Annotated in this window: 15 protein-coding genes and 4 CRISPR repeat arrays; of the genes, 14 read left to right on the forward strand and 1 reads right to left on the reverse strand. The window is 51.4% G+C overall.

Going from position 1 to position 22,361, the window contains the following annotated elements:
- Positions 1-102 precede the first annotated feature (102 nt).
- On the reverse strand, positions 103-1,479 hold the full coding sequence (locus DQG13_RS24155) for a response regulator transcription factor (protein WP_181592966.1): 1,377 nt from the start codon (positions 1,477-1,479) through the stop codon (positions 103-105).
- Between the two features lie 17 nt (positions 1,480-1,496).
- On the opposite strand from DQG13_RS24155, the gene DQG13_RS24160 reads away from it, so the two are divergent.
- The 14 genes from DQG13_RS24160 (at position 1,497) to mazF (ending at position 21,242) form a co-directional block, all read left to right on the forward strand.
- A complete protein-coding gene (locus DQG13_RS24160; protein WP_113022735.1) occupies positions 1,497-1,835 on the forward strand; it encodes a glycosylhydrolase-like jelly roll fold domain-containing protein in 339 nt (112 codons plus the stop codon).
- 189 nt (positions 1,836-2,024) lie between these two features.
- Complete coding sequence (locus DQG13_RS24165; protein ID WP_113022736.1) at positions 2,025-2,960, forward strand: bifunctional helix-turn-helix transcriptional regulator/GNAT family N-acetyltransferase; 936 nt, start codon at positions 2,025-2,027, stop codon at positions 2,958-2,960.
- An 18-nt stretch (positions 2,961-2,978) separates the two neighbouring features.
- Complete coding sequence (locus DQG13_RS30980) at positions 2,979-3,146, forward strand: hypothetical protein (protein ID WP_181592967.1); 168 nt, start codon at positions 2,979-2,981, stop codon at positions 3,144-3,146.
- Positions 3,147-3,289: 143 nt separating this feature from the next.
- On the forward strand, positions 3,290-4,099 hold the full coding sequence (gene cas6 / locus DQG13_RS24170; protein ID WP_258525838.1) for a CRISPR system precrRNA processing endoribonuclease RAMP protein Cas6: 810 nt from the start codon (positions 3,290-3,292) through the stop codon (positions 4,097-4,099).
- A 276-nt stretch (positions 4,100-4,375) separates the two neighbouring features.
- Positions 4,376-5,758: direct repeats of the CRISPR family, unit length 33 nt.
- A gap of 421 nt (positions 5,759-6,179) precedes the next feature.
- Positions 6,180-7,225: a CRISPR direct-repeat array (repeat unit 33 nt; unit sequence GTCGCACTTCGTATGAAGTGCGTGGATTGAAAT).
- A gap of 311 nt (positions 7,226-7,536) precedes the next feature.
- On the forward strand, positions 7,537-8,595 hold the full coding sequence (locus DQG13_RS24175; protein ID WP_113022738.1) for a DUF6602 domain-containing protein: 1,059 nt from the start codon (positions 7,537-7,539) through the stop codon (positions 8,593-8,595).
- Positions 8,596-8,829: 234 nt separating this feature from the next.
- Entirely contained in the window at positions 8,830-10,545 is a 1,716-nt protein-coding gene (locus DQG13_RS24180; RefSeq protein ID WP_113022739.1) for a Cas10/Cmr2 second palm domain-containing protein, read from the forward strand.
- Positions 10,535-11,308: an RAMP superfamily CRISPR-associated protein gene (locus tag DQG13_RS24185; RefSeq protein ID WP_113022740.1), complete on the forward strand. Its 774-nt coding sequence runs from the start codon at positions 10,535-10,537 to the stop codon at positions 11,306-11,308. The genes DQG13_RS24180 and DQG13_RS24185 overlap by 11 nt, the downstream gene beginning before the upstream one ends.
- Positions 11,286-13,028 (forward strand): hypothetical protein, encoded by a 1,743-nt coding sequence (locus DQG13_RS24190; RefSeq protein ID WP_113022741.1) that lies wholly within the window; start codon positions 11,286-11,288, stop codon positions 13,026-13,028. The genes DQG13_RS24185 and DQG13_RS24190 overlap by 23 nt, the downstream gene beginning before the upstream one ends.
- Complete coding sequence (locus DQG13_RS24195) at positions 13,018-14,463, forward strand: RAMP superfamily CRISPR-associated protein (protein WP_113022742.1); 1,446 nt, start codon at positions 13,018-13,020, stop codon at positions 14,461-14,463. Before DQG13_RS24190 ends, DQG13_RS24195 begins: the two co-directional genes overlap by 11 nt.
- A complete protein-coding gene (locus DQG13_RS24200) occupies positions 14,441-14,872 on the forward strand; it encodes a hypothetical protein (protein ID WP_146767197.1) in 432 nt (143 codons plus the stop codon). Before DQG13_RS24195 ends, DQG13_RS24200 begins: the two co-directional genes overlap by 23 nt.
- Positions 14,873-15,156: 284 nt before the next feature.
- Positions 15,157-17,184 (forward strand): hypothetical protein, encoded by a 2,028-nt coding sequence (locus DQG13_RS24205; RefSeq protein ID WP_146767198.1) that lies wholly within the window; start codon positions 15,157-15,159, stop codon positions 17,182-17,184.
- Between the two features lie 163 nt (positions 17,185-17,347).
- Complete coding sequence (gene cas6, locus DQG13_RS24210; protein WP_258525839.1) at positions 17,348-18,157, forward strand: CRISPR system precrRNA processing endoribonuclease RAMP protein Cas6; 810 nt, start codon at positions 17,348-17,350, stop codon at positions 18,155-18,157.
- Positions 18,158-18,433: 276 nt separating this feature from the next.
- A CRISPR array of direct repeats spans positions 18,434-20,541; the repeat unit is 33 nt; unit sequence GTCGCACTCCGTATGGAGTGCGTGGATTGAAAT.
- Positions 20,542-20,673: 132 nt separating this feature from the next.
- Positions 20,674-20,904 (forward strand): AbrB/MazE/SpoVT family DNA-binding domain-containing protein, encoded by a 231-nt coding sequence (locus DQG13_RS24215; protein WP_113022746.1) that lies wholly within the window; start codon positions 20,674-20,676, stop codon positions 20,902-20,904.
- Complete coding sequence (gene mazF / locus DQG13_RS24220) at positions 20,898-21,242, forward strand: endoribonuclease MazF (protein WP_113022747.1); 345 nt, start codon at positions 20,898-20,900, stop codon at positions 21,240-21,242. Before DQG13_RS24215 ends, mazF begins: the two co-directional genes overlap by 7 nt.
- Positions 21,243-21,443: 201 nt before the next feature.
- A CRISPR array of direct repeats spans positions 21,444-22,278; the repeat unit is 33 nt.
- The last annotated feature ends 83 nt before the right edge of the window (positions 22,279-22,361 follow it).

Below are 22,361 nucleotides of genomic sequence, written 5' to 3' on the forward strand. Positions count from 1 at the left end.
ATTTTGCAGCCAAAGCTACTACACCCATCTGTTTAAGCAATTCACTGGAAAAACACCCTTTCAGTACCGCCGGGACAGCGCAGTCCTTTAAAGGGGGGACATTTAATTATTTTTATATTCCTGGGGCGTAAAGCCCGTAAGCCTCTTGAAGGTTTTGTAGAAATGCTTGACATCGGAAAAGCCCACCATGGCCGCCACTTCATTGGCTTTGTAAATCCGCTCCTTGAGCAAGCTCCGGGCCATCCTGATCCGGTAATGGATCAGATAATCGGTGAAGCTGGTTGCGGTATGGGCTTTGAACAGCTTGCTGAAATATTCCGGAGTCAGATGCACATGGTCCGCCGTGTTTTTCAACGACAGCTTGCCGCCGTAATTGGCGTGGATATGCTCCAGCGCTTTTTGCACCAGCTTGTTGTCGGCCTCGGCATCCTCCGATTTGGCCCGGATCAGCCCGATGCAGGCGTCCAGAATGCGGCAATGCCACTTCAACAGGCTGTCCATGTCGGAATGGCGGCAGGAGTCGTGGTACAGCGCAACCTCGTCGCCCAAGGTATCTTCGGTGTCGATGTCCAGCAGGCGCATGGTTTTGCAATACAGCACGATGCATTGAAGGTTCAGCTTGCGGATATCCGCCGCATCCCCTTTGGCCGAATGGACGGATTCAAACAATTGGCCCAATACTTGGTGGGCCTCTTCGGTCATCCGATTTTCCATATAGGACATCAGTTGGTTCTCCATAACGGGAGTCAGCCATTCCCGCGTGTTGGCGTCCGCAGCCGAGCCGGGGGTAATCACCCGGTTTCCCCCCAGGACCAGCCGTTGCATGATCTGGTGGCTGGCTGTGCGGAAGGAAAGATGGATGTGGCCCGCCTGCTCCACCTCCTGGCCGATGCCGATTGTAGCCGTATATTTGGTATAAGCGGAGATGCTGTGATTCAGATGGCGGCACAGCGCATAAATGTTCTCCTCCCGGGCGGCGGCCTCTTCGCTGCAGTAATGAAGCAGCAGCCCGATGCCGTCATGCACATCAAAGGCCTGGGCCGTTATGCCATGCTGTCCGGCAATCTCCAGCACGATGTTCTCCACGGCGAATCGGGCCAGCGCCGGATCGTTGTATACCGGTTGGGGGGAGCGGCTCAGCTCATGGTACTGGTCGATGCTCAGATACAGGATGCGGAAGCGGTTTTTGGTCCAGGCAGCCTGCTGCCGCTTTTTTTGCTCCAAGTCGGCTTGGATCTTATCCAGGGCTTGCTTTAGCTCCGCTTCCTTTACTGGCTTCAGCAGATAGGCCACGGCCCCCAGATGAAGAGCCTGCTTGGCGTAATCGAACAAATCGTAGCCGCTCAGAAAAATGAACCGCACCTCCCCGGCCAGCTCATTCACCCGTTCCATCAGCGTCAATCCGTCCATCTCCGGCATGCGGATATCGGCAATCACCACCTGCGGCCGCTGCTCCTGTATGCATTCATAAGCCTCCATCGGGAGAGCTGCCCGAATTGACGGATCTGAACCAGCCGGACCGGCTTCCCGCATTTTCCGGCACGTTCCGGTATGAAGCCCAGTTGGAGTGGACGGCTGCTGAAGGCAACGGTCCAGTATGGCTGGAGCTGGGACAGGTTTATGAGACGGCCCAGGTATGGATCAACGGAGAAGAGGCCGGCATCCGCATTTGTCCCCCGTACCGTCTCGAAGTGGGAGGCCATCTTCGGGAAGGCGCCAATGCCATAGCCGTGGAGGTCACCAATACGCTGGTGAAGCAGGAGACCGATCCTTTCTCCCGGTTTGCCCAGTTGGAGCCCGGCGGGTTGCTGGGTCCCGTGCGACTGGTTTATTGATTGGGTATAATCCGAAGGTTTGTCCGCTGGAGGATAAACCTAAATAAGGCAATATATGAGGTTTTGCTGTGGTGAATACTGCGCAGAACCTTTTCCACATCGGAAAGTTAACTTCGCTAACATATAGTTGACTTAGTCAAATAAAATTGCTACATTTGCTGTAATTCAGCAAACTCGGGGAGGCTCTTCATGAATTACGCCAACACATTGGTACACGTGATTCGCAAATTCAACCGCTTTTACACCAATATTCTGGGGCTGCTGGAGCAGCACTTGCCGGACAGCGATTTTTCCCTGTCGGAGGCGCGAGTTCTCTACGAAATCGGCCATGTGGAAGAGTGTACGGCGAGGATGCTCATTGACCGGCTGAGAATGGACGCCGGTTATTTGAGCCGAATCCTGAAGCGGCTCGAGAAGCTGGAGCTGACCTACCGGGTCCAATCCACGGAAGACGGCAGATTGTATTATCTTTACCTGACGGATGCGGGGACAAGCACTCTTTCCAAGCTGGACACCCTGTCCAATCAGCAAATCGGCCGATTGGTCGGCCATTTGAAGGATTTTCACAGCAAAAGGCTGGCCGGCAGCATGACTGCCATTGAACAGATTTTGTCCGACCAGTCCGGTGATGTGCGGCAGAGCATTCAAATCCGTAATGAGCTGAGGCCCGGCGATGCGGGAACGCTGATTCACCTGCACGGCTGGATTTATGCCCAGGAATGCGGGTACAATCACGACTTTGAGGGTTATGTGTGCAAGACCTTCCACGACTTTTTTGAGAGTTACCGGCCGGAAAAGGATCGGTTCTGGTTTGCGGAGGCGGGCGGAGAAATGATCGGCGCCATTGCCATTGTCGGACATTCCGCTGACAGGGCCCAGTTAAGGTGGTTTATCCTGCATCCGGATTTCAGGGGACTGGGGCTGGGAAAAAAACTGCTGAATCAAGCGCTGGATTACTGCAGGGAAAAGGGGTACCGGCATATCTTTTTGGAGACAACGGACGATCAGAAAACGGCGATCGGCATGTATGAGAGCGTTGGCTTCGGCAAAACCGGCGAACAAGCCAACCAGGCATGGGGCGTACGCCATGTGGAGCAGCTCTATGAGCTGGAGTTGCCGGAATAGAAAAGGGAAGGCAAATTCATGACAATATCATCAACAGGCGCTATGTCTGTGATCCATCCTTCTACCTCGAAGGGGCCCCTTCACTTCAAGAGCCTGACAGAAGCTGAGCTTAGTTTGCTGCTGCTGGCTATGGATATCAGCTTGTTGCCTGACGCAAGCCGCTATAATGTTGCCGACAAGCCATAAATGCCATTTTTGCTGACATTTATTTTTCTAGAGACTGACCTACCACACATGAATTGGAGTATGATATGAAGCCGCAGCCGTTACTGTTTTCACTGGAGTATCTTCCGCTTCTGATCCGTCTGGAATGCAAGGAGGCGGCTAGCTTGCCTCCATTCCTGGGTTCAACGCTGCATGGCGTATTGGGGTGGGAGCTGGCCAAGCATCCGGCTTTGTACGCCTATTTGTTCGAGAATAAACGTTTTGGCGGAGCCGGGCAGGATATTGTGAATCCTTATATGATCGAGCCGCCCCGGTTCAAGGCCCATTACCAGCCGGGAGAGTCACTGTGCTTCAAGCTGGTCCTATTTGGAGATGCCGTGGGTTTGGCTGAAGAGGTGGTCCAGGCGCTGGCTCGTCTTCGGCAGTTCCGAATCGGCGCGGCGCGCTGCCTGTTCGAGCTTCGGGATATTTTACACGGAGAGCAATATGGGCCGATCTGGCAAGAAGGGGGCTTCCGGAGAGAAGCGCTTGTAGCGGAAAATATCGCGGCTGTATCGGCACAGGAGTTGGCCTCCTGGTGCTCTGTTCATCTGGTCACGCCTCTTCGTATTCGCCGCGGCGGCGCTCTGGTGCAGAAGATGGACTTTCCAACCCTGATTCGGTCCATTACCAAAAGAATTGGCTTGCTTGTCGAGCGTTACGGAGGAGCTGTGGATGCTGCCGCGGCCTCAGGAGCCTGCGAGCTTGCGAGCGAAATCCGGATGGCTTCCCATGCGCTGTATCTGAACCAGATGCACCGTTATTCCAATCGCAGGCAGGAGTCACTGGACTGGAGCGGCATGCTGGGGGCCATGAGCTTTGAAGGGGAACTGACGGCTTTCACTCCTTGGCTTCACGCAGCCCGTATTCTGCACATTGGGCGCAACTCTACCTTTGGATGCGGCCAACTGGATATTGTTTGTCGGTACATGTAGTTTTCATGTGTTGCTGAGAAACATAGACAAGTTTGATGCCACCAGATCAGATGCCACTGCTGCTAAAAGCTGACGACTCCCTCCGGTGAAGGCTGGTGCGAATGCCAAGCTCCCATAAAATCCCCGGCCCCTTCGCACCTCAAATCTTGTCGAATCGAAGAGTGAATAATCCATTTCCGCTCGTGTCAACATCTATGCTATACTTTATTTGGCACAAACAGCAGACCAAACAGCCGAATTGTTCGCAGAACGCTCTCAATTGGGCCTGTTTTTGCAGTCGCACTCCGTATGGGGTGCGTGGATTGAAATAGACAGCGAATGAACGGTTGAAACTATATGCTGCAGTCGCACTCCGTATGGGGTGCGTGGATTGAAATCAATTATTTGCTTTGGAAATATATGATCGTTGCGTGTCGCACTCCGTATGGGGTGCGTGGATTGAAATAATCCGGTCAATATGCTCCACAACAGCAACTCATGTCGCACTCCGTATGGGGTGCGTGGATTGAAATAGCGCTCTTTTGGTTAATTTAGACCCGGCGCTGTTGTCGCACTCCGTATGGGGTGCGTGGATTGAAATATTGACATTTATATGGCGAAGGAGCAAGGGCTCGAGTCGCACTCCGTATGGGGTGCGTGGATTGAAATTTCAACCAGCCACCCAGCAGGCGGCCGATCTCCGTCGCACTCCGTATGGGGTGCGTGGATTGAAATTTTTTTGTCCCCTGGATCATCTGGAAGCACATGAGTCGCACTCCGTATGGGGTGCGTGGATTGAAATAATTCGTTTGTGGAAACGTTCCTGAAAAAGCGGGGTCGCACTCCGTATGGGGTGCGTGGATTGAAATCAAGGTGCTCCTGATTTCGGGAGCCTTGGCTCCGTCGCACTCCGTATGGGGTGCGTGGATTGAAATGGCGGTGAAGTCCTTGCCGTTGTCGATCTTGATCGTCGCACTCCGTATGGGGTGCGTGGATTGAAATGTTCGGCCAATCACATTCCGGGTGAGTGAAGCAAGTCGCACTCCGTATGGGGTGCGTGGATTGAAATGATTGGGATATTTGCCGCATTGGTGTTTCGATAGACAGTCGCACTCCGTATGGGGTGCGTGGATTGAAATCAATTCGGATTAGCACTTGCCGGCTTAACGCTATAGTCGCACTCCGTATGGGGTGCGTGGATTGAAATGCCACGCCGTCTCCAACATATTTAAATGCCGGGTGTCGCACTCCGTATGGGGTGCGTGGATTGAAATGGACCATCCACATCGACGACAGCCGGAACATCACATGTCGCACTCCGTATGGGGTGCGTGGATTGAAATGCTTTTACGGCCATCAGACGCGTCTAGGTCGTGCGTCGCACTCCGTATGGGGTGCGTGGATTGAAATAATCAGCCGTTGCGGCAGCGGCAGACGCCTATGTGTCGCACTCCGTATGGGGTGCGTGGATTGAAATAACATGCAAGGGGAAAGCCCGGAGATAATCGCCCAGTCGCACTCCGTATGGGGTGCGTGGATTGAAATCGCAATCTCCGCAATAATTGTTGTATTTCATCAGTCGCACTCCGTATGGGGTGCGTGGATTGAAATCGTCGAAGCCGCCGGAAAAGGACGATTTTGAAAAGGTCGCACTCCGTATGGGGTGCGTGGATTGAAATGTTTCAGTGGAAAGAGCTTTCAACGGGCCGAGGCGTCGTACTCCGTATAGGGGGAATTATAGTGCAATACAAGAACGAATATTGATTTGAAGGGTCTAAACCTATGAGTAACAAGTACTAACATAGCCTGGAGAATGTACTGAGGAAGGCTGCCGCAGTTTTTAGGGAAGAACCTTTTTTCTGGTTGAAATCTGGCCTCAAGAGTTCATAATGGATTTCAAAATTCAAAAAAATAGCGACCGGTGCGAATGCCAAGCTCCCATAAAAACTCTGCTTCCTTCGCACCTCAGATATTGTCGAATTAAAACGAAAAAGATTAAATCTCAAAGATGTCAATATCTATGCTATACTTTCTTTATATACACGCCAGACATCCTCGCGCTATCTATCTTGATTTTGGATTGATCACACCTTTTTTTGCTGTCGCACTTCGTATGAAGTGCGTGGATTGAAATTCTGGGTTAACATGGAGTACAGCGTACCGGATCAAGTCGCACTTCGTATGAAGTGCGTGGATTGAAATAATCGGCTCAACGAGTTTATGGCCGTGATGCAGCCGTCGCACTTCGTATGAAGTGCGTGGATTGAAATGTTTATCTCCTGTAGGCAATAGCTGCCTTATATCTCGTCGCACTTCGTATGAAGTGCGTGGATTGAAATAAGCCGCCGGCAGATGTATACCCACCAACATTGGTCGCACTTCGTATGAAGTGCGTGGATTGAAATCGATGCTCTTTGCCGAAGGCTTCAGCCACAGTCGTCGCACTTCGTATGAAGTGCGTGGATTGAAATAGCAATATATCGACCTTTGCCGAGAGTCCTGCGCGTCGCACTTCGTATGAAGTGCGTGGATTGAAATCATATATAGACATCCACCACGCCCAGGTTTTCCGGTCGCACTTCGTATGAAGTGCGTGGATTGAAATTTCCTGTCCCATACTTCCCGTCCTCCTGTTGACGGTCGCACTTCGTATGAAGTGCGTGGATTGAAATCGCTTGTTCAATATTCAGCACAATGGTTTTCGTCGTCGCACTTCGTATGAAGTGCGTGGATTGAAATTGTTAACGCCGTTTTTAATCTGGCCACTTTGTTTGTCGCACTTCGTATGAAGTGCGTGGATTGAAATTATTTATGGTAGTTTTCATTTCATCATGCTCATTAGTCGCACTTCGTATGAAGTGCGTGGATTGAAATACCCTCAAGTGGGGATGATGGTGGGGGTAGTGGACTGTCGCACTTCGTATGAAGTGCGTGGATTGAAATTGACCCTGTCCCATGGCACGCAGTACGGTTCGTATGTCGCACTTCGTATGAAGTGCGTGGATTGAAATCTCGATCTGCTTGGTCATGGCCTGGGCGATTTCTTATCGCACTTCGTATGAAGTGCGTGGATTGAAATCTCGATCTGCTTGGTCATGGCCTGGGCGATTTCTTATCGCACTTCGTATGAAGTGCGTAGATTGAAATATTGTTTTACCTCCAATCTAGCAATACTGTTGGTTATCATATTTCGTATAGAGTGCGTAGTTTGCAATGGCAGCCAGTGGCGTTTTTTTGCTGGGGGACGCGGCTATGCGGGATACCGAAGACTGATGCAAGTTCGGAAGAGGCCCTTCAATCGGTTTTGCCGATTTTGTGGCTTCCATAATAGTATCCGGCTTGCGATAGGGAGGCTCATTTGCAAATATGCCTTGAGGAGAGCTGGGGATGCCTCTGTTTTGCTTTGAACAAGTAGCGCCCTCTTTAGGAATATACCTTAAACAAGGAGAGTCGGATTAATGGTGAATAACAAGGTGCTGAGACGTATTTATGATAACTACGCTTATTCCAATAGCAGAATGGTAGAGGAAATGGAGCTGTCTTCCGAGCATGGCGGGCTGACAGGCGGGTTCCGTGAGGGGATGTGGCTTTCTTTTTTTCGCAGCATTATTCCGCTTAAGTATCAGTTGGCCCAGGGGGTCATCATTATTGATTCTGGACGCGAAGTATCCAATGAGGTGGATATTGCGGTCTATGACGAGACGTATACGCCGTATGTGTTCCAATATAATACACTCAAATTTATCCCCATTGAGGCTGTGGTGATGGTCATTGAGTGCAAGAGCAAAAGCTACGATCCGAAGAAATTAAAGAAATGGAGCCAAAAGATCCAGGCTTTGACTCCTGTTGCTTCGGGTATTGCCCGAATTGTACAGGGGTATGCGGTGGGAGAGACGAATAGATCCCAGAGCTGTACACGGCCTATTCGGGTACTGGTATCATTGAAAACAACTGCCGGAAAGAAGCGCAAGCCTGAATCGATTCGGGAGGTTCTTCAGAATTCATTCGACTTCATTCTTGAGGAGCAGATTGTCGAAGGATCATCAGAACAGAAGCAGAAGGACAAGCGTCTTGTGCTGTATGTTCCCTATGAGGATCGAACCTTGGGCTGGTGGGGCCAGCAACTGAATCAGGGTGAAGATAATGACTTGGATGCCAACACGCCCATGAAGCTGGAGCATCTGGATAAAGCGGCCGACCTGGAGAGGGAACGGAGAAAACTTCAGCAGGATACTTTGCTCACGGATGAGCAGAAGGAGCAGCGAATATCGGAGCTAACTGAAGAAATTAGCCGAACCCGCGCGGATCATTTGAAAAAGCTGAATGGCCGGTACCCTGAGCTGAAATTCAATAACAAGTTGGAATTGATCAACACACTCTCTGATCTGCGGGTGCCAGGAAATGATCTGCTGACGCTGAACCTGCAATTGAACCAGCTTCTGATGCTGCTGAACAACCCTATGCTGTTTCCGCATTTTGCCTATGCCGAAGCTTTCAAAAGAATTAGTTCAAAATAAAATTAGACATGGCCGAGCAGGCCCGTTTTCGCGTATGGCGCGGATAACGGGCTTTTTCCATTAGTCGCAGTAAAAATTGTTGAGAATGCTCAAATAAAAAGGAAAATTGGTGCAAGATGGAGAAGGTATACCAAGGAAAAAAGCCTCAAGTCTGGAGACCTATTCCTGGAATTTCAAAAATGGAAACTGGCACATGATTCATGGTTAGCCGAAGAAGGAGGCCGGGACAACGAAGTGAAAGCATATGTGTTCATCGACGTATCAAGGAAGCAGGAGTATATTTTTCGCCACAAAAGCTTGCGGAATAATCTGGTGAATTCGTGGGTGATTAAAGCGATTACTGAGGTGCTGGACCGCGGCGGAAATCCGGCAGGGGATAGCGAACCGGAAAAGGCGCAGGAGCGGGTTGTGCTGGGGGAATTCCTGCAGCGGGAATATCCTGGAGGCTACACCGTGGTGTACTCAGGTGGAGGCAACAGTATCCTCCAATTTGCGGATGCGGAGCAGGCCGGGGCATTCATCAGAAGCTATTCCCTGGCGGTGTTGCGGAGCTATCCCCAATTGGAGCTATATATCAGCAAGGTGAACGAGGACGAGGTTCCCGGAGACAGCCCAACCAACATAAGCATCATTCGCAGCCTGCTTGTGCAACGGGCGGATGCGCTGAAGGATAAGCGACGGGCCATGTTCCGCCGTTGGAGCTACGGAATCGAGAGGCTTGATGAGAGCGGCAAACCGGTTGTATGGGGAAAACGGGAATACCGCGGCAGCTCCGAATCGGATGCGGCGGATCGGGAACGATTGGAGCAAGAACAGAAGAAGGAGCTTGAGTTGGCGAGAAATATGCTGTTCGGGCGATTGCAAAATCGTCTGGAGAAGATTGATAAACAAGCAAAAGTGAAAATCACTGTTGAATTAAAATCGTACAAAACATTTGATGACCGCAAAAGCTATCTTGGCGTAATTGCCATAGATGGGAACAAGATGGGCGAGATGTTCAGAAAGCTCGGGAAGGCTGAGGAATGGAGTGCGTTTAGCCGGGGAGTGGAGCAGATTTATGCAGATGCCGTGGCTGATGCGCTTCATCAATACGCGGACTCCCGGCCCGACACCTTGTATGTAACGCCGGTATTGATGTCGGGCGATGATATTTGCCTCGTCACCCATGCGGAGAATGCGCTGGATATTACGGCGAGAGTACTGGAACAAATCCACGAGCGTTCCCTTAAAGCGGAGGGGGCTTTGCTTGAAGCGATGAGGGCAACAAAACAGCCTTATTTGACCGCTTGCGCCGGTGTGACAATTGTAAGGGTGGCCTATCCGTTCTTCGATGCCGTTCAAATTGCGGAACGGCTCTGCCAGCAGGCCAAGGAAGCATTATACCGTTCAGCGGAAGGGGAGGCCCTGTCCGCGTCTTTGATGGATTGGGAAATTGTGCAAGGCCAGGTGAGTGTTCAGGAGCCTTATGAGAAGCTGACAGCCCGGGCCAGGGAGCATCATCATTACCGGATAAGACCGCTGCGGGTTGACCAAGAGCGGGCATTTGTCAACGGGATATACAGCTATAAGGCGTTTCGGGAGTTGGTAGAGTCGGTCCGCCGTATGCTGGAAAATGATGGACAGGCGGAGGAAGCGGTAAGCCGTTCTTTTCTGGAGAAGCTCAAAAAGCAGCTGTACCAAGGCTGGGAGAGCTACCAGTTGTTGTTCAAATTCGATCAGACCGGTTCGGGAGAAGCTCTCTCTAAGTCGGTAGAACAGATCTATTGTCCGGACAGGCAGCCGGAGGATATGGGTCTCAACCAGGATTCGCTGATACAGCAGTACGCGGCTTTGATCCAATGGAATGAAAAGCAGCAACGAAAGGAATACAAGCTTGTTCTGAATGATGTATTGGAGGCACTTGCATTTATCGCTTCCGAAAAGGAGGCTGCTTATAGCGATGGTAAATGATAATCGGCATAGCGAATATATCCTGGAGCTTCGATTATTAAGTGAAGCAGTGTTCAGGAACGGGGAGAAGGAGCGCAATCTGGCGCAATCCCGGGCGCAGACAGATGCTTGCGGCTTTGTTTATTTTCATGCCAAGTCCTTGAAGGGACAGTTAAAGCGCCAGGCTCTTTGGCTGGTTCAGCAATATGTTGCCATGGGAGAGCAGGGCGAGACCAGGGCCCGCGCTTTTCTGGATTCGATGGATACGCTGTTCGGCGTCAATGTTTGGGAGTTGGAACGCGCATGGGAGCCTCGGGATTTTATGCGCGGCTACCTGAAGATGAAGCAGCAGGCGAATGGCCTTCGGGGACAAGGCATCATGAAGCTGACCCATCTGGAGCTGCCGCCGGAGGTAAGGGAGTATTTCCGCGATATGGTGACTGGCGGTGAGGAGTTCTCGATACATGATCTGATTGAAGCTCAGACGCATATCCGCACCGAAATTCAACTGGAGGCAGGCCAGGCCAAAGAGAAGATGCTGAATACCTATCAGGCAGTCAAACGGGGGCTTGTTTTTCAGTCGCGGCTTTTTTTCGAGGAGAATCCCGCCGCAGTTCTTCCCGATCTGCTGCGGATCATCAGCTCGTTGGACCGGATTGGAGCCGGAGTTCACCGCGGGCGCGGCCAAGTGGAGGCCAAGCTGCTGATCGACGGGAAGAACGCATTGGAATGGATAGACATGAAAGGAGGCGCTGCGCGGAATGATGTGGTATCAGGTTATTGAAATCTGCAATCTGGAGCCGCTTAAGATTGGTTCGGGAGGCAGCAAGGAGCACTGGGAGGAGCCCTGCAAGGACTACATTCCCGGCTCTACTCTGCGCGGCGGGGCTATTGCCAGGATGCGCCGGAAGGGGCTGTTCGACGATGATCCGAAGGCGATTCTGCAGCATATGGAATGCTTCAATGCGTATCTGTACCGCAACGGGCAATTATATATTCCGGCTCCGCAGCATTTGCGCATGGATAAACATGAATACCGCAGACAGAAGAGTATGTCCGGTCAAGAAGGCTCGTCTATGGCTGCCGTCCAATTGACCAATCTATTTGCGGCAGGTCAAGGCAGTCAGGCGGGGGAGAACAATAATCCGGCATCAAAGGATGCATTGCCGGACCCTTTTGTGACCATCAGGGGTGAATATTTGGAGGGAGCTCGGCCAAGCAAAAGCTACCGGCTGCATCATAGCTCAATGTTGAACCGGGAGTTGCAGGAGCGCGCCAATCTGTTCAGCTACCAGGCTCTGGAGCCCGGACAAAGCTTCCGGGCGGTGATGGCTTATTCTGAACGGATTAAGCAGCGGGTTGAGGAGATGTGGTCCGACTCGGACATCTGGTATCTGGGCGGCTCCAAGGGATCAGGCTACGGGCGCTGTCGTGTGCAAGCCTTGGGAGAGGCATGCGCCGATTATGCGCAGGCGCGGCAGCAACTGGGCATCCCTGCTCCCGCCTACGCGGCAAGCGGTTTCGGCTTCGGGACAGCGCCGGCACTTACCTTGACCTGTCTGTCGGATATGATTATTCGTGGACAATATGGCGAGCCGTTGCCCTGCCTGCCGGAGCAATGGCTGGAGGATTGCTGCGGAATCAAGCTCAGGAGGCGAACGGAAGGACAGGGGCATTTTGTGCAAACAGGGGTAACGGAGGGCTACAATGCCACCTGGAGGGCGCGCTATCCCAAGGAAACCACCATTAAAGCCGGATCTGTAATGAGATATGAGCTGGAAGGCCAGCCTGACGAGCAGCTGCTTCGGCAGGTGGCGGCATTGCTGGAGCAGCGGCGCTTTGGCGCGCGTACCCAGGATGGCTACGGCTGGATCGCCGTCAACATTCCCTATCCGTCCTCGCTGCAGATTTATTCGGAATCACCCCAGATGGAGAAAGAGCAGCCGAGCCGCTCAGACCGGAAGGCTGCTCCTCCGGCGCATATCGCCGAGTCCATTCGACTAATCAGCAAGGGCCTGGCCGATGCGCGCATACGTTGGCTGAGAATGTTGGCTCAGAGGCTGCCGGGAACGGAAGATGCAGCTGGGGCGCTGATTATCCACAAGCTGAAGTCGCATCACTGCCGGATTATGCAAAACGAGCTTGAGGAATGGCTGCGGGCCGGCGGCAAGCCGGAGGAGGGCCTGCAGAAGGATAAGCCGGATTTTCTCGATAGGGACTATTGTCAGGATCGGAAGTATTGCTCATTGGCCGGGGTTCATTTTAACGGGATTATAAGCTATCTGCGGGGGGACTCACAGGTGGCAGAGCATGAGGCTTTGCGCCGGTTTGCCGAAAACATGCTGAATAGCAGCCACGGCCGGATATATTACGGAGACACAGGAGCTTCCTCCGGCAATTCCCCGGAAATCAGGCAAAAACGGTTTATTGCCGAGTTGCTGCGCGAAGGGCTGTATATCCGCCAGAAGTCTGCGCAAAAGGAGGAAGCGTCCAATGAAGATTAGGCAGCGATTTACCTTTACGCTTCAGGCGGCTTCGCCGGTTCATTTTGGCGGGGGAACGCCGGGAGAGTTGCTGTTGGACGGGAATGATGCGCCGTTTGCCAGCGGCAACAGCATCGGCGGAGCGCTGCGCAGCTTTCTCGGGCAGGGCGAGAGGGTTGAGCCGGAGGACATCCAATATTATATGGGCAAAGGAGGGTCCTCCTCTGAAGAGGAGTTTATCGAAAGCCGGATGTTCATCAGCGATGGCACGATCAGCGGAATGGAAAAGCTGCCGGGGCGTACTGCCGGCCATGATGCTTTTCCCGCCATGGAGGGAACGGCGATTGACCCGGCCAGCGGGGCGGCCCGCCGCAACCATAAATATAAACGGTATTTCCTGCCCGCTGGCATCGAGTTGTCCTTCACGGTGGAGTGCGACACTGATGGTGGAGAAACAGAGAAGCGGCTTCCTTTTTCCCGGCTGGTATACATATGGGCTGAAGCTATTGAGAAGGGGGAGCTGCGGTTTGGCGGACAGAAAAGCAATGGCTACGGCCGGTTCACGGTTCGGCAACTAACTTGCTCCGAGTTCGTCTTCGACAGTCCGGAGGCGTTGGACCAATATATCTTCGGACGGCATTCGGCAGTGGCCAAGGATTGTCGGGAGGAAGCGTTGAAATCCGCACTCCTAGATCCCCGCCCGGATGTGGCAGTGCTGTCCCTGAAGGGCTGCTTTCCTTATGCTGTATATCAGGCATACCAGGATCAGAAGTTAAGCGGGAAGGGGGAAGTCCCATCCAAGGTTACTGGGCTGATGCGTAATGAGAAGGGCGACTATTATTTGCCCGGCTCAAGTATTAAGGGGGTGCTGCGTCATGAGCTATGGTGTCTGCTGCTTCGGATGCTTCAGGACAGAGGAGAAGAGGATGCGGAAAGTGAGCGGCTGGCAAATATCCGCATACAAAAATGGTTCGGGGGGCCGGACCAAGCGGGAGCTATTGTGGTCGGCGATGTCATCATACAGAAGGCACAGGAGATGAAGCTGCCTCGGGCTGAGTCTCAAGGGGAGTTTGACCTGCCCAAGTATACCCGAATTGACCGGATTACCGGCGGTGTCATTGACGGTGCTCTCAAGACTCATAATGAGGTTCGCGGTGAGGCCGAGCTTCGTCTTGAGCTGCGGGCTGCGGCAGATATGGAAGCCAAGCTGTTTCCGCTTGTGTATCTGCTGCGCAGAATTGGCTCGGGCTTCATTCCGTTAGGAGGAAGAACAGTGATTGGCCTCGGTGAATTTAAGGCGGCCGTTACTTGTGTCAACCTGAACGGACAGCCTCTCGAATTTGATAATGAAAAGCTGAATGAGCGTCAGGAGCAGCTTTTGCGCCAATTCTATGACCGGTTTGTTGAATTTGTGAATAAGGGAGGAACGGTTCATGACGACTCCGCTGGCATTTAGGAGGGAGTTTTTGCCGAAGGGCTCCTTCTCATTCATTGTGCATTTATTCGACCGGTTGCTGGTGGGAATCAGTCATCCCGGGCAAGAGGACGGAAGGCTGCTGCAGGCATTGGAGCGGGATGAGGTGCTGGAGGGACATTTTTTTGACGGATCGATGGAAATCTATGTGTCCAGGGTGAACGGGGAGCTGACGGCCTACGAGCCGATTGTGGTTAAGGAGCCGGGGAACGGCGAGTATGATGTGATTGAGCGAAGCTATGAGCTGGAAGAAGCGCCCTATAATACGGCAGGAAAAGGGAAGCCCAAGTACAATCGGCTGGTTGTTCGGGAGCGGATTGCTTACGAGGATGATCTGGCTTATGTGAAGTATGCTATGCTCTGCAGGCTGGAAAGGGGGGATGTGGGATGAAAAAAATCACTCTGCCGTATGATTTTATTCCGCTGCCGGGAGAGGGCACTGCTTCAGACTCCGGGGGTGGCCCTGAATATCTGTATCCCTACAGTAACCTTGGAGAGGGAAATAGGCTCCCCCGCCATGACCGGGCTGCTGAGGGGCGATTGTCCGGCTATCTGACGTATAAGATTGAGCCGCATTCCCCGCTTGCTCTGGAGCTGAGGGAGATTCCCGATGCGGATGGCCGTGCGGCCTACTGGCTAAGCGGCAGTACAGTTCGTGGCAAGCTTCATTCCAATGTGGAAATCCTAAGCGCCAGCTATCCGGCGTTTATTGACGACAGTGATTTGCTGTATCGGAATATTGGAGAAAAAAAGTACAGGGATAGACTGGGAGTCTCCGATGAATGCAAGCTGGAGCAAGCGGTGGAAGCGGGTTATCTCTATCGTGATGAAGATGGCAGCTTCTATATTGTTCCTGCTGCCCCGATTGGCGATTTTCACTTTGTTTCGGTCCGGGAGCTTGATATTATCCGATGCTGGGGACATGTACTGAAGAAGAAGGAACGCTTGTTTGATTGGAGCGTCCGCGCCTCAGATGGAGCCCTGATCCAAAAGAAGCTGGAGGGGTATGCGGATCAAATTAAAAAGCTGGATGAGGCTATTTATGCAATCAGGCAAAGGGAAGAGGTGAAGGGGACAGCAGCAGACCTTAGTATTGAAGAAGTATTCACCTCAAGTTTCCCCTTTACAATAGTATTTCCCAAGATAAAAAGTGAAGTGAAAAAAGCGAAAGCCAAGTATGAAGCGGTTATTGATGATCAGTGTCGAAATCTGGGTCGAGAATTAAAGAGCCGAATAAAGGAACCCTCTCTGCAAGAACTGCTGAATAAAATGGTAGAGCGCTGGGGACTTAAACTGCGGATGCATGCTATATATGAGGGCCTTGAGAAACCCTGGTTCAAAAATAAGGCGAGTGCTCCCTACCAAAAGGCGGTTAGCTTCGATGCTCAAGGAAACAGTGTAAGCTGGATTGGGCATGTTTCTTTTCCGAGGGCGGGAGCAGTCAAAGGAATGCTGTTTAACTCCACCAATGCCGGCTCCAAACGGGGGCATTACCTGATTGGACAGGAGCGGAAGGATGCTGAGCGGATCAAGGTCCCGGATCAGACCATCGCCGGGTATAATTCGGCTTTTGGCAGGATGCGTTTGGATGAGGCAAATAAGCCGTCCAATAATAATAAGCCGCCCCATGATGATGATAATAATAAGGCGTTCTATGATTTATTCAATATCTTGAGTAAAACCAACTGCAAATATCCGAAGATTGTATTCTATAAGCAGGAGTGGAGGAAGGACCTGTCGGGAAATCAGGAGCAAGTGTTGGTTGTGGGGCGAACGCCTTATTTCCGGGTGCGGCATCATTATCAACTGAACGATCTGCGCGGCACAAGGAAGCAAGGCGGCATTGACTATGCCAGCGCCTTGTTCGGATACATTGCGTCTGAACGAGGAAACGGGAACGCAGGCGAGCAGGAGGGGTACAAATCCCGGTTAAGATTCAGTCCGCTTCGAGTTTGCGGTAATATCGGCTTGGGCAGGATAGAAAAGTTTCTGCTGGCCAAGCCGCAAGCTACAGCGGAAGCTATGTACCTGAAGCCACACGGTAATGAAGCGTCAAGCTATGAAGGACATTCCGTGAAGAGGCAGAGGAATTCGGAGTCCATAATCGTGGCGCCGCAATTGAGGGGAAGGAAGTATTATCATGTATTGTCCCAGCCATTGAAACTTTGTGGACAGGTGCCTGACAATATGACTAGCCAGCGCTATGTCTATGATCCGTCCTTCCATCTGAAAGGAACCCTTCACTTCAAGAACCTGACGGAAGCTGAGCTGGGTTTGCTGCTGCTGGCTATGGATATCAGTTTGCTGCCTGACGCAAGCAGTTTTAATCCCGACAAAAAGCCATACTTTGAGCAGATTGGCGGAGCCAAGGCTTATGGCTATGGCAAGGTCCAATTTTCGATAGAAGAGATTCAACTTGAGCAGAAGGGAAGCAGCTTCGAGTCGCTCATTGTTCAGCCTTATAAACAGGCGGAGGTTTCATCTGCGCACTATGTGGCAGCTTATTTGCGTGAGCGGGGCGGAGAGGCCTGGCTGAAGAGAGTCCATATGAAGCGCTATGTCAAAAGCAAGCTGGTAAAAGAGTCTTTCGATAAAAACCATGTGGACTGGACCAATATAGATGAGAAAAGAAAGATTGATAGCCGCAATGCTAAAGGAGGGGGCTATCTCAAGAGCTGGGTGTTAGAATATTTGGAGGAGTAAGGATTGGTGAAAGTAATCGCTTGGATGATATTCGGATTCTACAAATAGAGTGGGTTGACCTACCACACATGAATTGGAGTATGATATGAAGCTGCAGCCGCTACTTTTTTCATTGGAGTATCTTCCACTTCTGATCCGTCTGGAATGCAAGGAGGCGGCCAGCTTGCCTCCATTCCTGGGTTCAACGCTGCATGGCGTATTGGGGTGGGAGCTGGCCAAGCATCCGGCTTTGTATGCCTATTTGTTCGAGAATAAACGTTTTGGCGGAGCCGGACAGGATATTGTGAATCCTTATATGATCGAGCCGCCCCGGTCGAAGGCCCATTACCAGCCGGGAGAATCACTGTGCTTCAAGCTGGTCCTATTTGGAGATGCGGCAGGTTTGGCTGAAGAGGTGGTCCAGGTGCTGGCTCGCCTTCGGCAGTTCCGAATCGGCGCGGCGCGCTGTCTGTTTGAGCCGCGGGATATTTTACATGGCGAGCAGTATGGGCCGATCTGGCAGGAAGGAGTTTTCCGGAGAGAGGCGCTTGTAGTGGAAAATATTGCGGCCGTGTCGACACAGGAGTTGGCCTCCTGGTGCTCTGTTCATCTGGTCACGCCTCTTCGTATACGCCGCGGCGGCGCTCTGGTGCAGAAGATGGACTTTCCAACCATAATTCGGTCCATTACCAAAAGAATTAGCTTGCTTGTCGAGCGTTACGGAGGAGCTGTGGATGCGGCCGCGGCCTCAGGAGCCTGCGAGCTTGCGAGCGAAATCCGCATGGCTTCCCATGCGCTGTATCTGAACCAGATGCACCGTTATTCCAATCGCAGGCAGGAGTCACTGGACTGGAGCGGCATGCTGGGGGCCATGACCTTTGAAGGGAAACTGACGGCTTTCACTCCTTGGCTTCACGCAGCCCGCATTCTGCACATTGGGCGCAACTCTACCTTTGGATGCGGCCAGCTGGATATTGTTTGTCGGTACATGTAGTTTTCATGTGTTGCTGAGAAAAATAGATAAGTTTGATGCCACCAGATCAGATGCCACTGCTGCTAAAAGCTGACGACTCCCTCCGGTGAAGGCTGGTGCGAATGCCAAGCTCCCATAAAATCCCCGGCCCCTTCGCACCTCAAATCTTGTCGAATCGAAGAGTAAATAATCCATTTCCGCTCGTGTCAACATCTATGCTATACTTTATTTGGCACAAACAGCAGACCAAACAGCCGAATTGTTCGCAGAACGCTCTCAATTGGGCCTGTTTTTGCAGTCGCACTCCGTATGGAGTGCGTGGATTGAAATCAGTCCATGCTAACCGTTGCTTTAATGCTCTGGTGTCGCACTCCGTATGGAGTGCGTGGATTGAAATATTGGCCTGCCGGAAGGGTTAGACTCGCTGAAAGGTCGCACTCCGTATGGAGTGCGTGGATTGAAATTACGAAGTATCGCGAGTTCCAGCGGAAGCGCGTCGCACTCCGTATGGAGTGCGTGGATTGAAATAAACAAAAATCACCTCCGATCCAAAGCCAATTTGGTCGCACTCCGTATGGAGTGCGTGGATTGAAATAGGGTTCCGTCTTTTGTGATGGACACAGGATGCCGGGTCGCACTCCGTATGGAGTGCGTGGATTGAAATCAAGCCATCAAGGCCCACAGCGAGTTAAACGCCAGTCGCACTCCGTATGGAGTGCGTGGATTGAAATAGAAAAAATATCTGCTAAATCAAAATTTTCGGTAGTCGCACTCCGTATGGAGTGCGTGGATTGAAATCAAAGCCGTTATGCGCTGCCGAAGTGCTGCCAAGTCGCACTCCGTATGGAGTGCGTGGATTGAAATCCCACCGAGTCCAGAAGTATTAAGGTTTTGGACTGTCGCACTCCGTATGGAGTGCGTGGATTGAAATACTACGCCGTTCTTTGTACGCCGAGCGTCCGCCAGTCGCACTCCGTATGGAGTGCGTGGATTGAAATCGGTTGTTTACGCCGATTGTACGCTGATTTTAGCGTCGCACTCCGTATGGAGTGCGTGGATTGAAATCGGTTGTTTACGCCGATTGTACGCTGATTTTAGCGTCGCACTCCGTATGGAGTGCGTGGATTGAAATACGCGTAGGCTTATATTCTGCGAAGCAGATGTCGCGTCGCACTCCGTATGGAGTGCGTGGATTGAAATCGCAAAATGTGATCGCAGCAATTCCGGATACGGGTCGCACTCCGTATGGAGTGCGTGGATTGAAATCTGTACATTCTCGGCCTGATGAGCAAAACCGGCGGTCGCACTCCGTATGGAGTGCGTGGATTGAAATAATCCAGGGGCGGTGGTAACTATTAATCGATAAGTCGCACTCCGTATGGAGTGCGTGGATTGAAATAATCCAGGGGCGGTGGTAACTATTAATCGATAAGTCGCACTCCGTATGGAGTGCGTGGATTGAAATACGCATCAATTTGAATACAATTGGGAAAATGAAGTCGCACTCCGTATGGAGTGCGTGGATTGAAATAGGCACCGCGCCGCGGAGGGGTGGAGGAGTATAGGTCGCACTCCGTATGGAGTGCGTGGATTGAAATCTGCCGGCTCTTGTAGTCCCCACGGAGCAGACCTGTCGCACTCCGTATGGAGTGCGTGGATTGAAATTGGCTTCATTTACGTCCACTACTCCGGTAGATGTGTCGCACTCCGTATGGAGTGCGTGGATTGAAATCGTATGCCAGAGGAAATCCAGGAGTAACAGATTCGTCGCACTCCGTATGGAGTGCGTGGATTGAAATCGGTTGGAGTGGATACCAGGAAGAGGCGACCGATGTCGCACTCCGTATGGAGTGCGTGGATTGAAATGTCCGTCCCGCCAAGTCACAGCCGTAGAAGCACCAGTCGCACTCCGTATGGAGTGCGTGGATTGAAATTTGCGGAAGGATCTGCGTCGGCGATAGCGGAGAGGTCGCACTCCGTATGGAGTGCGTGGATTGAAATCGCAACTTATCGTTAACGTTCTCGCCGCGAAAGGGTCGCACTCCGTATGGAGTGCGTGGATTGAAATTTTGCACGATACGGGCAAATTGTGTCGGTGACATGTCGCACTCCGTATGGAGTGCGTGGATTGAAATCGTTCCGCTGCCGGATTACCGCTAGACGAATGGGTCGCACTCCGTATGGAGTGCGTGGATTGAAATGATGAGCTGCTCGGTATCAATACAATGTCGTTAATTGTCGCACTCCGTATGGAGTGCGTGGATTGAAATAACATCGTAGGAATATGCTCCAGCTTTTTCTTGAAGTCGCACTCCGTATGGAGTGCGTGGATTGAAATGACTTTGAGGAGGGGGCATTGGCGGAAATGGTAGTCGCACTCCGTATGGAGTGCGTGGATTGAAATACTGGAAACACAGCTTAAATGTAGCCCATGTCGGTCGCACGCTGCATGGAGTGTGCGGTTTATTGGTCATTTCATTTGACTCGAAACAAGAAGAAGTTTATACTTTGTATAAACGATCAGGGTGGAGGGTGCCATGATGCAGGTTCAGAAGTGGGGCAACAGTTTGGGAGTTCGCATACCCAAAGCCTTAGCTATGAAGGCAGGACTTGAAGAAGGCTCAGAGGTTGATATTGATGTTGAAAAGGGTCATCTGGTCATCAAACCCAAAACAAGGACTCTAGAAGAGCTATTATCCCAAATCACCCCGGACAACCTTCATTCCGAGATTCAGACCGGAAAAACGCAAGGACGGGAAACATGGTAGTAAATCGTTATATTCCGGACCGCGGTGACCTGGTTTGGCTTCAATTTGATCCCCAAGCGGGTCATGAGCAGTCAGGTAAACGCCCTGCTTTGGTAATTTCACCTAGCTCCTACAACAGTAAGGTAGGCTTGACATTATTTTGTCCGGTTACCTCAAGAATGAAGGGATATCCTTTTGAAATATTGATTCCGCAGAATCTTCCCATTGAAGGAGTCATTCTAGCTGACCAGATAAAGAGCCTCGACTGGAACTCTCGCCAAGCTATATTTATTTGTAAAGTGCCCCAAGCTATCTTGGATGAAGTGATTTCTAAAATAGATGTGCTGATTCATTCCTGATTTTGAAGAAAGGTTTCTAGTGCGAATGTGAAGCTCCCATAAAAACCCTGGCTCCTTCGCACCTCAAGTTTTGTCGAATTGAGATGCAAACTATCCATTTTCGCTCATGTCAATATCTATGCTATACTTTATTTGGAAGAAACAGCACATCAAACAGCCTACATTATTCTCAAAATGCTCTCAATTGGGCCTGTTTTTGCAGTCGCACTTCGTATGGAGTGCGTGGATTGAAATTGCAGCATTTCAAGAAAGTGCTGAATGTACTGGGTCGCACTTCGTATGGAGTGCGTGGATTGAAATCGGACAGCGGTCGAGCGGATGGTTAACCGAAAAGTCGCACTTCGTATGGAGTGCGTGGATTGAAATTCTTCACTGTTGAACCGTTAATCTCCGCATCCAGTCGCACTTCGTATGGAGTGCGTGGATTGAAATATCTGTAGAGTACGAAAACGCCATAAACAACGAAGTCGCACTTCGTATGGAGTGCGTGGATTGAAATCTGAACGGCAACGTAAAGGGATATTGCGCGGCTAGTCGCACTTCGTATGGAGTGCGTGGATTGAAATTGATAGCAGGCGTCTTGGTAGGTTTCAAGTTTGCGTCGCACTTCGTATGGAGTGCGTGGATTGAGATCGGAATCTCCCAAGCACTACAAATATCCGTGAACGTCGCACTTCGTATGGAGTGCGTGGATTGAAATTCTAAGTCACTCAAAAACACGATAGGTTCGCGTGTGTCGCACTTCGTATGGAGTGCGTGGATTGAAATCGGTTGGACTGAAGCGCGATCCGCAGGAAGAACGGTCGCACTTCGTATGGAGTGCGTGGATTGAAATTCGGACAAATACGACGTCATTATCGCAGACCTACGTCGCACTTCGTATGGAGTGCGTGGATTGAAATGTTTATCCGCGCATGGACGACGATTCCGTACGTTGTCGCACTTCGTATGGAGTGCGTGGATTGAAATTCCAGCATCCATACGCGAGGGATTTCGCCGTCTAGTCGCACTTCGTATGGAGTGCGTGGATTGAAATGTAACGGAGGAGATATGTAAGCGTCAAATACGGACCACCTAGCAAAGCTGTCAAATCTATGAGATGCTGGCATTAGGACGAAT

Source organism: Paenibacillus sp. YN15 (assembly GCF_003285005.1).
Lineage (GTDB): Bacteria > Bacillota > Bacilli > Paenibacillales > NBRC-103111 > Paenibacillus_AR.